We start from the raw sequence: 12,895 nt of genomic DNA, 5'->3' as shown, positions 1-12,895 counted from the left end.
TTCACCTCAGGAGAGCGATGGATGGAGGCGGGCAGCGCCGCGCGGGCTCGCGCGGATGCGCCCCAGGGGGAGCAGCAAGGTATCGCGCTTCCTCGACAAACTCCCGGTGCCGTTTCTCTCCTCCGATGCAGTACGCGCGCGGCGCGGCGAGCGGCAGACCTCGCCCACCGCCTGCGCACGGCGTTGCGAATAACATAACAGAATAAGGGAGAGAGAAATGAAGGCATTCGAAATGTCGCACCACGCCCGGGTCGCCCGGCTGGTGCGCGGCGCGCTGCTCACCGGCGCGAGCATGGCCGCAATGTTCGCCGCCTCCGCCGCGCAGGCGCAGGACAGCGAAGCTGCAACCGACGCCACCACAGCGGAGACCCAGGCCGACGAGACCACCGATTCGATCGTCGTCACCGGCAGCCGCATCAAGAGCCCGACGCTCACCTCGCCGTCGCCGCTCCAGGCCGTGACCGCGCAGGATATCGAGCGCACCGGTCGCGTCGACATCCAGGAAGTGCTCCAGACCAACCCCGCCTTCGGCCTCCCCGGCCAGTCGCGCAACACGTCGAACTATGGCGCGGTCAGCGCCGGGCTGTCGACGGTGAACCTGCGCAATCTCGGCGCCAATCGCACGCTGGTGCTGATCGACGGGCGCCGCGTCGTCGCGGGCGTGCCGGGATCGGCACAGGTCGATCTGTCGATGATCCCCGCCTCGTTCATCGAACGCGTCGACGTCCTCACCGGCGGCGCCTCCGCAGTCTATGGCTCGGACGCGGTCGCCGGGGTGGTCAATTTCATCTACCGCAAGAATTTCGAAGGCGTCCAGGTCAACGCCCAGAGCGGCATTTCCGAATATGGCGATGACGAGCAATATTCGCTCAACCTCACCACCGGCACCAATTTCGCCGATGGCCGCGGCAATGTGATCGCCTATGCCGGCTGGTCGAAACAGGGCGCAGTCGCCTCGGTCGATCGTTCGCGCAGCGTCAGCGACCAGACCAGTGTCGGCGCGCTCCAGCGCAGCAACAACCGCACCGATGCGAACCTCACCGCCGCACAGAACCTGTTCAAGGCGCAGCGCAATCTGTCGTCGGTCGTCCCGGCCAGCACGTTCAACGCGGGCACCGGCAATTACATCGTCGACAGCACCGGCACCGTCCGCCCCTTTGTCGGCGCGACCGACGGGTTCGATCGGACGCCGTTCGACAATATCTCGGTGCCGATCGAGCGCCGCAACTTCGCCGCCCGCGCCAATTACGCGGTCAGCGAGGCCTTCGGCATCTTCGCCGAGGGCAGCTACGCCAACACCACGTCGAAGGGGCTGCTCGAACCCTCGCCGCTGGTGCCCACCGGCTCGCTCGGGCTCTTCCGCCAGGGCAATGGCCGCTTCAATATCGAACAGCGCGTCACCAATCCGGCCAATGCCGCGCAGTCTCAGATCGTGCGCAACCCGCTGGTCCCGACCGCGCTCTACAATGTCGCGACCGACACCAATGGCGACGGCTTCCGCGACGTCGCGGTGTCGCGCCGGCTGAGCGAGTTCGGCCAGCGCTTCGCGATCTTCGACCGCACCACGCTGCGGATGGTCGTCGGCGCCGAGGGCAAGCTCGGCAGCAGCTGGAACTGGGACGTCGCCTATAATTGGGGCAAGACCACTGCCGACAGCCAGCTCACCGGGCTGATCAACCAGGATCGCGCGGTCCAGGCGCTCGACGTGATCCAGGACGTCTACGACGTCAACGCCAACGGCAACACCGCCGAGGCAGTCTGCGCCAGCGCCGAGGCGCGCGCGCAGGGCTGTGTGCCGTGGAACGTCTATGGCGCGGGCAAGGCGTCCGCCGCCTCGATCGCCTGGCTCCAGGTCGCATCGACGCGCAACGCGGTGCAGACGCTCGAAGTCGCCTCGGCCAATCTGTCGGGCTCGCTGTTCGATCTGCCCGCGGGTGCGGTCCAGGTCGCGCTGGGTGCCGAGCATCGCCGCGAGGCCAGCAGCGAGGTGTTCGATCCGCTGTCGATCGCCGCGCGCAACGCCTATGTCCAGCAGACCAACACCTCGGGGAGTTTCACCGTCAAGGAGCTGTACGGCGAACTCGTCGTGCCGCTGATCCACAACACGCCCTTCTTCGACAATCTCACGCTGCGCGGTGCGGCGCGCATGTCGGACTATTCGACCGTGGGCACCTTCTATGCCTATAATGCGGGCATCGAATGGTCGCCGGTCCCCGACATCCGCTTCCGCGGCGTCTATGCCCATGCCGTCCGCGCGCCCAATATCGGCGAGTTGTTCGCGGCCCCGGCGATCAGCATCTCGTCGGTCAACGATCCCTGCGCCGGAGTGACCGCGACGAGCACGGGGACGACGAGCACCACCTGCCGCGCCGATCCGGGCGTCGCTGCGAACATCGCCGCGAACGGCGTGTTCACGCTCAGCCAGTCCGATTTGCAGGGCGTCGGCGGGCTCAATGTCAGCAATCCGGATATCCAGCAGGAATCGGCGCGGACCTGGACGCTGGGCGCGGTGATCAACCCGGTGTCGATCTATGCGCTGCGCAACCTCACGCTTACGGTCGACTATTACAACATCAAGCTCGACGACGCGATCGCCCGCACCAGCCGCGATTTCATTCTCCAGCAATGCTATCTCAACAATGATCCGGACTTCTGCGCGCTGGTGTCGCGGCGCACGGTGGGGTCGGGGCCGTACAGCGCGGGTTCGATCCAGCTGGTCAATTCGCAGCTGATCAACAGCGGCGGCGCATCGGCGGAGGGGATCGACACCACGCTGTCCTATCGCCTGCCGGTCGCCGGCGGCACGGCCAGCTTCGCGGCAAGCTGGAGCCATCTGCTCCGCCAGGGCAGCACCCCGCTGCAGGGCGCGGCATTCGATCGCTCCGACGGCGAGATCAACACGCCCAAGGATCGCGCCAGCGCATCGATCGGATACGACACCGAACGCTTCGGAATCACGTTCAACGGGCAGTATATCGGCGCATCCTATCTCGACGACCAATATCGCGCGCGCTTCCTGCTCGCGGACGGGTCGCTCCCCGATCGGAAATATTTCCGCGTCGATTCCGCGTTCTATGCCGACATGCAGCTCCGCTTCAACGTCGCCAAGGCCTTCGAATTCTTCGCCGGCGTCAACAACCTCCTGAATACCCAGCCGCCCCCCGTCATCACCGGCCTGACCGGCAGCGTGACCGGCACCGAGACCGCGGCGGGCACCTATGACCCGATCGGGCGCCGCTATTATTCGGGGGTTCGCCTGAAATTCTAAGTTCCCGGCCCGCTTGGCCAGACCCTGGGGCGGCGTCTCGGCGCCGCCCTTTTTTTTTTCGAGCGGCAACTCGCCGATAGGAGAGCAAAGCATGACCCGCATCCTCGCCCTGCTCGGCGCGACCTGCATGGTGGTCCCCGCCCCGCCCGCGCTCGCGCAGGCCGACGCGGAGGTGCTCCGCGAGTTTATCTATTCCGACGCGCCCTATCCGCAGGCGCATGCCTCGACGATCATCGAGCTTGCATCGGGCACGCTCGCCGCCGCCTGGTTCGGCGGCACGCGCGAGCGCGATCCCGATGTCGAAATCTGGTTCGCCCGGCGCGGCCCGAACGGCTGGGAGCGCCCGGTATCGGTCGCCAGCGGCGCGCAGCCGGGCCGCGCGCGCCTGCCCAGCTGGAACCCCGTCCTCTTCCAGGACGGCACCGGCGCGCTCCAGCTTTTCTACAAGGTCGGCCCCAGCCCATCGGCCTGGTGGGGCATGACGATCCGCTCCACCGACGAGGGCAGGAGCTGGAGCGCACCGCGCCGCCTGCCCGACGGCATATTCGGCCCGATCAAGAACAAGCCGGTGCGCCTCGCCAATGGCGACTGGCTCTCGCCGTCGAGCACCGAGCATCCCGGCAATGTGTGGAAGCTCCATTTCGAGCGCAGCACCGACAAGGGCGCGACCTGGACCGCGACCGCGCCGGTGGCGTCGCCGCTCCATCTCGACGCGATCCAGCCGAGCATCCTGTTCCACAAGGACGGCCAACTCGAAGCGATCGCCCGCACGCGCCAGGGTGCGCTGGCGATGACCTGGTCGCGCGACAATGGCGCCACCTGGTCGCCGCTGGCGGCGATCGACTTGCCCAATCCCAATTCGGGCACCGATGCCGTTACCCTCCGCGACGGGCGCCAGCTGATCGTCTACAACCACAGCGCACACCGCGCCGACCAGCCGGGCAAAGGCCCGCGCTGGCCGCTCAACATCGCGCTGTCGGACGATGGCGTGGCGTGGCGCCCGGTGCTGACGCTCGAATCGGCGCCGCTACCCAGCGGCTATGCCTATCCCGCGGTGATCCAGACGCGCGACGGGCTGGTCCACATCACCTACACCTATGATCGCACCCGCATCCGCCACGTCGTGATCGACCCGCGCCGCTTGCGCTGAAAAGGGAGGGGCGTCGCCCCCTCCCCCCAACACCTCACGCCTTGGCGATGCGCTCGCGGTCGATCTCCTCGAGCGACTTGCCTTCGTTGCGCGGCGCGCCGAGCACCCCGATCAGCCCGCTGATCACCAGGAAGCCGGTGAGGATCCACGCCAGCGTCGTGAACCCGGTCGCGGTGAGCATGGGCACGAAGAAGCTGAAGACGCCCAGCGTCACGCGCACCACTGCGAACATCACGCCCTGCGCGGTGCTGCGCAGCAGCGTCGGGAACATCTCGCCGCTCCACAGCTGGAAGAAGCATTGCGCGCCGAAACCCTGGCCGAACGCCATCAGGAACACATGGATCAGCGCGACCGTCAGCGTCAGCGGGAACAGTGCCAGCAGTGCCATCCCCACCACCTGGATCACTGCCGAGGCGAGGAACAACAGCCGCTGGTCCACCCGATCCGCCAGCCGCATGAAGATCAGCCAGATCGACAGCATCCCGATCAGGAAGCTCAGCGCCTGGATCGCCACCGCCGTCGCCTGGCTCTGCGCCCCCACAGTGCGCAGGATATAGGGAAAGAAGAAGCCGTTGGTCCCCGCCCACAGGTTCCAGAACACGTACATGCCGGCAAGGAACGCCATCGACCCGATATGCTGGCGCGTGAACAGATCGCGCAGCCGCGAGCGTTCGGGCGCCGGCCCGCCCGGCTCGACGCTCGCCTGCGCCTCCAGCCAGCGCACCGACTCATGCATCCGCGAGCGCAGGAAGGTCAGCGCGACCGCCAGGATCGCCAGATGCGCGAACACCAGCCGCGCACCGAGCAGCCCCAGCGGGGTGAGCACGAGGAACATCAGCAGCACGACGACCGGCCCCAGATACCATAGCACCTGCGCGACCCCGCTATGCTTGCCCCGCTCGCGGTCGGGCGCCATCTCCAGGATCAGCGACCAGGAGGCGGGAATGTCCGCGCCCACCGCGAGGCCGACGAGGAAAAAGCCGATCACGATCATCCAGGCGTTCATCGCGAACACCAGCCACAGCATGCCGAACGCGTAGAACAGCATGTCGTATTGGTAGATCTTCTTGCGCCCGATCAGGTCGCACAGCCGGCCGCCGATCAGCGCGCCGATCCCCGCCGAAATCGCATTCGGCCCGAATGCGCCGAGCAGCCCCACCAAAGTATTGTCGAGATGATAGGCCTCGACCCACAGCGCCAGCGCCGCCGACCCGGCGACGATCGATCCCGAATCGATATAATTGGCCAGCCCGGCGAGGATCGTGTTCTTCCAATCCTCGGGCTTGCTGCCGCCCCGTTCGGCTGGCTGCGTGGCGCGCGTCGCTGTCACGATGTCTCTCTCCCCCGATCCCGCTTGCCGATCGGCTGCGGATTTGCGGACAGCAATATATCGAAGAAATTCGAAAGTCCATGCGCGCCGGCGCTTGCCCAAATGCTCCGATTGGGACAGGAACCGCGCGATGCAGCCAACGCTTCCTCACGCTCCCCGCCACGACACGCGCAGCACTGCGGCGCTGCTCGACGAGCTGCGCGCGATCGTCGGGCGCCGCCATGTGCTGGCGGGCGACCGCGCGACGCTGCGCCACCGCACCGGCTATCGCTTCGGCGGCGGCCCCGTGCTCGCGGTGGTGCGGCCGGGGACGCTGGTCGAGCAATGGCGCGTGCTCCAGGCATGCGTCGCCGCGGGGGTGATCGTGATCCCACAGGCAGCGAATACCGGGCTTACCGGCGGATCGACGCCGCACGGCGCCTATGACCGGCCCGTGGTCGTGATCAATACGCTGCGGATCAAGGGGCTCCATCTGGTCCGCGACGGCACGCAGGTCGTCGCGTTGCCGGGCACGACGCTCTATGCGCTGGAGGCACGGCTCAAGCCGCTGGGGCGCGAGCCGCATTCGGTGATCGGCTCGTCGTGCATCGGCGCGTCGGTGATGGGCGGGGTCTGCAACAATTCGGGCGGCGCGCTGGTCCGCCGCGGCCCGGCCTATACCGAGTTGGCGCTCTATGCCCGCGTCGATGCGCAGGGGGTGCTGTCGCTGGTCAATCATCTCGGCATCGCGCTGGGCGACGATCCGGTGGCGATGCTCGACCGGCTCGAGCGCGGCGCGTTCGACGCCGCCGACGTTGCCGCACTGCCCGATCGCGTCGCGTCGGACCCGCATTATGGCGCGCATGTCCGCGCCATCGACGCCGAAACGCCCGCCCGTTTCAACGCCGACCCTGCCCGGCTGTTCGAAGCATCGGGCAGCGCGGGCAAGCTGATGGTGTTCGCCGTCCGCCTCGACACTTTCCCGAAGGAAGCGGCGACCCGCGTCTTCTATATCGGCACCAACGATCCGACCGAACTCGCCGAGCTTCGCCGCACGATCCTGGGCAGCTTCACCCAGCTTCCGATCGCGGCGGAATATATGCATCGCGACGCGTTCGACATCGCGGCGCGCTATGGCAAGGACACCTATCTCGCGATCCGGCGCCTCGGCACCGATCGCCTGCCGCTTCTCTATGCCGCCAAGGCGAAGGTCGATTCGCTCGCTGCCCGCCTGCCCTTTCTGGGCGAACATCTTGCCGACCGCCTCTTGCAATGGGGCGCCGATCGCCTGCCCGACCCGCTGCCCGCGCGGCTGCGCGACTATCGCGATCGTTTCGCCCATTATCTGATGCTGCGGGTTTCGGAGGAAGGCGCGGACGAGGCGCGCGCGGCGCTGGCGGCGCGCTTTCCCTCGGCCCATGGCGACTGGTTCGAATGCACAAGCGAAGAGGGCGACGCGGCATTCCTCCACCGCTTCGCCGCCGCCGGCGCCGCGGTGCGCTATCGCCAGATCCATCGCGACACCGTCGGGGACATCGTCGCGCTCGACATCGCGCTGCCCCGCAACGCCACCGACTGGTTCGAACGCCTGCCCGATCCGCTGTCGGCGCCGATCCTCCACGCGCTCTATTACGGGCATTTCCTGTGCCACGTGTTCCACCAGGACTATATCGTCCGCAAGGGCACCGATCCGGTCGCGCTCGAACACGCGATGTGGGCGCTGCTCGACGCGCGCGGCGCCGAATATCCCGCCGAGCATAATGTCGGGCACCTCTATCCGGCCAAGCCCGCGCTGCGCGCGCATTATGCTGCGCTCGATCCGTGCAACATATTCAACCCCGGCATTGGCGAGACCAGCCGCGACGCCGCCCCGCCGCGGCCGGGGCTCACCCCGCCAGCGTGAGCCCGGCCCCCGCCACCACCAGCACCGCCAGCGCAGCCTGCAGCGCCCGCGCCAGCCGGCCCGGCGTCCACACCACCACCCCGGCGATGATCAGCGCCACGCTGCCCAGCCAATAGATCGCGACCAGCGGCACGCCATTGCCCAGCAGCTTGCGCAGCACGAAGGTCGCCGCCAGGATCGCGGGCGATCCCCATACTACCGCATCCCACACCGCGCGCAGCCGCGGCTCGTCGATCCCGCGCCGCCGCCGCTTGCCGAGCCAGATATAGCTGCCCGTCGCGCAGATCGCGGTCAGCGCAGCCCCCAGCACGAAATAGCCGATCTTGACCGGCAACCCGCCGAAATTGCCGAAATGCAGGTTATAGGTCGATGCCGACGCCTGCTGGCCCAGCGCGCCGTCGGACAGCCCGGCGGTCCCGACAAAGCGGCCCTGCGCGTCGAAATTATAATATTCGCCGAACACCAGCCGCCGCTCGGGCGTCCCGATGACCTGGATATGCTGCCCCACAGTCAACGGGTCGTGCAGCGTCACATAGCTGAGCCGCAGCCCGGGATGATGCGCCCGCATATAGGTCAGCGCCGCTTCGACATTGGGCACCGGCGCCGCGCGCGGATCGGGCTTGCCTTCGCCGCCGAAGATGGGAGCATAGACGGCCTCGACATCGCCGCCATAATCGAGCTGCGCCACGGCATAGCCGGTAAGACTCCCCAGCCCGATCACTGCGCCGGTCAGCGCGATCGCCACGGTAAAGGGCAGCGTCCATACGCTCAGCCGGTTGTGCCAGTCGGCCAGCCCGATCCCGTTCGGATTGCGCGCGCGCAGCCGGAAGGCGTCGCGAAAGATCCGCGGATGCGCGATCACGCCCGACAGCGCGAGCATCAGCATCATCACGCCGAGCATCCCGACCAGCGCCAGCCCGACAATGCCGGGAATGTTGAGCAGATAATGGAGCTCGACCAGAAAATCGGACCAGGCGACTTCCTCGCGCGCGGCGGTCGCGCCCTGCGCATCCAGATGCACGGCCTGCGTATCGGTGGTAATCGTCGTGCGCGGCAGCGATTCGACCGGGAGATGGGCAAAGAGATGCGTCGTCCGCGGCTTGCCCGCCTCGCTCGCCAGCACCGCCGCGATCCCGCGCTGGAGCGCCTGGGGCTCGATCGCGGTCATTTCGGGTGCGCCGCGCTGTTCGATGCGCTGCCATTCCTCGAAGAACACCGCGATCGTTCCGGTGAGGCTGACGATATAGAGCAGCGCCCCGGCCAGCAGCCCGACTGCGGCATGCGCCGACAGCGATCGCTTGACCGTCGCGCCTTCGGGAATTGCGGTCACGTCGCCAGCCCTCCCGCCACGGCCAGCACGCCCGGCACGCTCGCCAGCGCCAGCAGCCGCCATTGCCGCGCGCGGCGCTCCTCCAGCATCACCGCGAAGACGAGCAGCGCCCATGCCAGCGGCATCGTGAAAAAGCCCATCGTGATCGCGTTCGCCTCGCCCGCGCCCGCCCAGCCCAGGATCGCGCGCGCGGCCAGCCCAAGCCCGATCGAGACGATCGCCGCGACCAGCACCACCATTGCGAAGGTCGCGATGCGCCGCCCGACCCGCCACGGCTCGCCCGCGGCAGGCAGCGCGCCCACGCGTCGGTTCGACGCCCTGGCCTTGTCGACCGCCGGTGCCGTCGCGGCGGCATAAGCGAGCAGCACCAACGCCGCGCCCATCCCGCACAGTCCGGCGACCGACACCCCCCATGCACCCGCGCCAAGCCATCCGAGCACCGCGGCGACTGCGAACAGGCCCCAGCCCGTAGCGTTCCACTGCGGGGAGCGGCGCGGCAGCGACCAGGCGCGGCGCAGCGCCACGCAGCCACCGATTGCGCTTATGCCCGCGGCGACAAGAAATGCGTCCGCCATCATCGGGTCCCGAGGTCGCCTGCGAGCGACGATGCGTAGCGTTTCAACCTTACCCCCTTGCGCTGCGCGACGGCAGACGAAAGCCGCGCCGCGCATCGATCTAATGAGATTGCGACACGTTCGCAAATTAGAAATCACCGCCGGGACTGAAACGCAGGCGTCATGCGCCGCCGCCACTGCTAACGCCATACAACGCTGCGATGGCGCAAACTCCAGGGAACCACATGGAAATGAACCGCAGGACCTTGCTCGGCGCCGCCGCGCTCCCGCTCGCGGCCGCGCTCCCCGCGCGCGCCGCGGACGATTGGGACGCGGTCGCCGCGCACTATGATGTCACCCGCGACGTCATCCAGCTCGAACACGGAAACTGGGGGCTGATGCCGCGCCCGGTGCTCGCCGAGTATCGCGCCCAGCTCGATCGCGTGAACCGCGAGACCAGCTTCTATGCACGCCGCACGATGCCCGGCGATATCGCCGCGGCGCGGGCGCGGCTGGCGGCGGCGATGGGCGTCGGCGTCGACGAGATCGCCTTTACCCGCAACGCCACCGAAGCGCTGAAGACGTTGATCCTCGGCTATAACCGGCTGCGTCCGGGCGACGGCGTGCTGATGGCCGATCTCGATTATGACAGCATGCAGGCCTGCGTCGCCGCGCTCGCCAGCCGCCGCGGCGTCACCGTGGCGAAGATCGCGCTGCCCGAACCCGCAACCTATCAGGGGCTGATCGACGCCTATGCCGCCGCGTTCGATGCCAATCCGCGGCTGCGCATGGTGCTCCTCACCCATGTCAGCCACCGCACCGGGCTGGTGCTTCCCGTCGCCGAGATTGCGCGGATGGCGCGCGCCCGCGGGATCGACGCGATCGTCGACGCCGCGCACGGCGTCGGCCAGATCGACGTCACCCTCCCCGCGCTGGAGGCCGACTTCATCGGCATCAACGTCCACAAATGGCTCGGCGCACCGCTCGGCGTCGGCGCGCTCTACATAAAGCGCGGGCGCGTCGCCGACATCGATCCCGACCCCGCCGAGCCCGCCGACGCGCCCCTCGCCATCCACACCCGCGTCCATACCGGCACGGTCGACTTCGCCGCGCAGCTCACCGTCCCCGCCGCGCTCGACTTCCAGCAGGCGATCGGCGGCGCCGCGCGCGAGGCGCGGTTGCGGCTGCTGCGCGATCGCTGGGTGGATCGGGTGCGCGACCTGCCGGGGATTCAGGTGCTGACACCGCCCGACCCACGGCTACACTGTGCGATCACGTCGTTCCGGCTGACCGGGCGCACCACGCGTGCGGAGAATATGGCGCTGGCCCGCACGCTGCTCGACCAGCATCGCATCTTCACCGTCCACCGCGACGGGCTCGCCTCGGGGAGCTGCGTGCGGGTGACGCCCGCGCTGATGACTCGGTTGGACGAGGTCGATACGCTGGCAGACGCCCTGCGGACAATCAGTCGAGCGTGATCCACACCGGCGCATGGTCGCTGCTCTTCTCCCACCCGCGCACCGACCGATCGACCTCCGCCGCGCGCAGCCGCTTCGCCGCGGGGCGATTGACCAGCAGATGGTCGATCCGCAGCCCGGCGTCGCGGGCATAGGCGTTCCGGAAATAGTCCCAGAAGGTATAGATCGTCTCGTCGGGATGGAGATGGCGCAGCGCGTCGGTCCATCCCTGTGCCAGCAGCCGGGCATAGGCGGCGCGCACTTCGGGCGCGAACAGCGCGTCGTCGGTCCAGCGTTCGGGCTTGTACACGTCGCGTTCGGTCGGCATCACATTGTAATCGCCTGCGATCACCACCGGCGCATCGGTGCCGAACAACCCCGTCGCATGTTCGATCAGCCGCTCGAACCAGCGCAGCTTATAGTCGAATTTCGGGCCCGGCCGCGGATTGCCATTGGGCAGATACAGCCCCGCGACCAGCACCCCTTCGACCGCCGCCTCGATATAGCGGCTCTGCGCATCCTCCGGGTCGCCGGGCAAGCCGCGCCGCGTCTCGACCGGATCGCACCCGCGCGCCAGGATCGCGACGCCGTTCCAGCTCTTTTGCCCCTGCCAGATCGCGCCATAGCCTGCGTCGCGGATCGCGGCTTCGGGGAATTTCTCGTCGGGCGCCTTCAGTTCCTGGAGGCACACGACATCGGGCGCAGCCTCCTCCAGCCAGCGCAGCAGCACCGGCAGCCGGCCGTTGATTCCATTGACGTTATAGGTCGCGATCTTCACTTGGCGACATCGCCTGGGGTACCGGTTCGGTTCCGGGCGCCGCCTGACGATGCCCGCTGCGCATCCAGATGCTGCGCAGCATTTTTGCGGCGAAGGCAGAGGGACCGGGCCGCACGAACAGCCAGTCGCGGATCGCCGGCCCGCGCGCCGCACCGATCACCTGCTTATACCCGCCATCCCCCGCCCCCCAGTCAACGGTGCTGATCCCGTCCTCGATCGCCCGGATCAGGTTGCGGTAATAGAGCAGCTTGCCCGGCGAATGCTTGCCCACCGCCGGGTCATAGCTGTTGGCGATCGCATATTTGAGCGCGCCCGTGTTCAGGTCGAACGAGAAGGCGGTCGGCACGCCATCGACGCGCAGCACCGCCGCCCACAGCATCCCGGCGATCACCGGGTCTTCTGCCGCCGCGCGCCAAAAGGCGCCGTGACCGGTGGCGGTGAACTTGGCATCCGATCCGTCGGTCCGCGCCGCGATCCAGCTCCTCTCCTCCACCGCCGCCAGCGCATCGAACGCGGCATCGTCCCACCCCGCGCCTTCCACGAACCCCCAGTCGAGCGCGCCATGCGCCGCCAGATGCTTTTCGTGGAAGCGGTTCTTGCGCAGCGTCGAGTTGCGCGGCCAGATCCCCTCCACCCGCAGCGCCGCCATGTCGAGCAGGTACGAATCGGCTACGAACCGGTCGAGCACCGCCCATCCCCGCGCCCGCGCCGCCGCCTTGAGCAATTCCAGCCCGGGATCGCCATCATAGACCGGCCCGATCCGCAGCGCGCGTGCGCCCCGCGCCAGCGCCCCGAGCAGCGCGTCGGCGACTTCGACTCCAGCATCCTCGGCGACGGGAAAGCTGCGGAACGGCCAATAGCAGCCGGGCACCGACACCAGCCCCAGCGCCGCCGGCCCGGTCGCCACCACCGGCATCGCGGCGACGGCAATCCCCTCGCGCACCACGCTCACCGTCCGCGCCGCCCCGCCATAGGCCCGCAGCGCGGCTGCGTACCAGCCATAGCGCAGGAAGCGGTGCGACGGCGCGGCGCGTGCGGCGACGCTGTCGATCGCCCCCGCCAGCCCATCGACGCGCTCGACGCCCAATGCCGGGGGCAGGCGGGTGAACTCGTCGAGCGGCATCGGCTTCGTCATGACGTCCCCAT

Annotated in this window: 9 protein-coding genes; 4 read left to right on the top strand and 5 right to left on the bottom strand. The window is 68.3% G+C overall.

Features of this window, described 5'->3' with window-relative positions; genetic code table 11:
* Positions 1-217: 217 nt before the first annotated feature.
* Both TS85_RS22710 and TS85_RS22705 read left to right on the top strand, forming a co-directional pair.
* Positions 218-3,268, top strand: a complete 3,051-nt coding sequence (locus TS85_RS22710) for a TonB-dependent receptor domain-containing protein (RefSeq protein WP_044335309.1) — start codon at positions 218-220, stop codon at positions 3,266-3,268.
* A 91-nt stretch (positions 3,269-3,359) separates the two neighbouring features.
* Entirely contained in the window at positions 3,360-4,418 is a 1,059-nt protein-coding gene (locus TS85_RS22705; protein ID WP_044335308.1) for a sialidase family protein, read from the top strand.
* A gap of 34 nt (positions 4,419-4,452) precedes the next feature.
* Here TS85_RS22705 and TS85_RS22700 read toward each other — a convergent pair whose 3' ends face one another.
* Positions 4,453-5,748 carry an MFS transporter gene (locus tag TS85_RS22700; RefSeq protein ID WP_044336848.1) on the bottom strand — a complete coding sequence of 432 codons (1,296 nt, stop codon included), beginning with the start codon at positions 5,746-5,748 and terminating at the stop codon, positions 4,453-4,455.
* Positions 5,749-5,878: 130 nt separating this feature from the next.
* On the opposite strand from TS85_RS22700, the gene dld reads away from it, so the two are divergent.
* Positions 5,879-7,630 carry a D-lactate dehydrogenase gene (gene dld / locus TS85_RS22695; RefSeq protein ID WP_044335307.1) on the top strand — a complete coding sequence of 584 codons (1,752 nt, stop codon included), beginning with the start codon at positions 5,879-5,881 and terminating at the stop codon, positions 7,628-7,630.
* On the opposite strand, the gene TS85_RS22690 is transcribed toward dld, so the two are convergent.
* Entirely contained in the window at positions 7,614-8,960 is a 1,347-nt protein-coding gene (locus tag TS85_RS22690; RefSeq protein ID WP_044335305.1) for a PepSY-associated TM helix domain-containing protein, read from the bottom strand. The two genes, dld and TS85_RS22690, sit on opposite strands and share 17 nt — an antisense overlap.
* Entirely contained in the window at positions 8,957-9,484 is a 528-nt protein-coding gene (locus TS85_RS22685) for a hypothetical protein (protein WP_227698582.1), read from the bottom strand. The genes TS85_RS22690 and TS85_RS22685 overlap by 4 nt, the downstream gene beginning before the upstream one ends.
* A 281-nt stretch (positions 9,485-9,765) precedes the next feature.
* Here TS85_RS22685 and TS85_RS22680 point away from each other — a divergent pair, with 281 nt between their 5' ends.
* The gene (locus TS85_RS22680; protein ID WP_320407135.1) at positions 9,766-10,992 is read left to right on the top strand and encodes an aminotransferase class V-fold PLP-dependent enzyme; all 1,227 of its coding nucleotides are present in this window, start codon (positions 9,766-9,768) and stop codon (positions 10,990-10,992) included.
* On the opposite strand, the gene xth is transcribed toward TS85_RS22680, so the two are convergent.
* Positions 10,979-11,749: an exodeoxyribonuclease III gene (gene xth, locus TS85_RS22675; protein WP_044335302.1), complete on the bottom strand. Its 771-nt coding sequence runs from the start codon at positions 11,747-11,749 to the stop codon at positions 10,979-10,981. The genes TS85_RS22680 and xth overlap by 14 nt on opposite strands.
* Positions 11,730-12,884, bottom strand: a complete 1,155-nt coding sequence (locus TS85_RS22670) for a GNAT family N-acetyltransferase (protein WP_077228759.1) — start codon at positions 12,882-12,884, stop codon at positions 11,730-11,732. Before TS85_RS22670 ends, xth begins: the two co-directional genes overlap by 20 nt.
* Between the last annotated feature and the right edge of the window lie 11 nt (positions 12,885-12,895).

The organism is Sphingomonas hengshuiensis (genome assembly GCF_000935025.1).
Classification (GTDB): domain Bacteria; phylum Pseudomonadota; class Alphaproteobacteria; order Sphingomonadales; family Sphingomonadaceae; genus Sphingomonas; species Sphingomonas hengshuiensis.
The sequence above is the reverse complement of the archived record's forward strand: the minus strand, read 5'-3'. Positions and strand labels throughout refer to the sequence as shown.

Excerpts from the sequence above, each read along its gene's own strand:
- TS85_RS22670 (WP_077228759.1), bottom strand. The coding sequence starts at position 12,884 with ATGACGAAGCCGATGCCGCTCGACGAGTTCACCCGCCTGCCCCCGGCA.
- TS85_RS22705 (WP_044335308.1), top strand. The coding sequence starts at position 3,360 with ATGACCCGCATCCTCGCCCTGCTCGGCGCGACCTGCATGGTGGTCCCC.
- TS85_RS22680 (WP_320407135.1), top strand. The coding sequence starts at position 9,766 with ATGAACCGCAGGACCTTGCTCGGCGCCGCCGCGCTCCCGCTCGCGGCC.
- dld (WP_044335307.1), top strand. The coding sequence starts at position 5,879 with ATGCAGCCAACGCTTCCTCACGCTCCCCGCCACGACACGCGCAGCACT.
- TS85_RS22710 (WP_044335309.1), top strand. The coding sequence starts at position 218 with ATGAAGGCATTCGAAATGTCGCACCACGCCCGGGTCGCCCGGCTGGTG.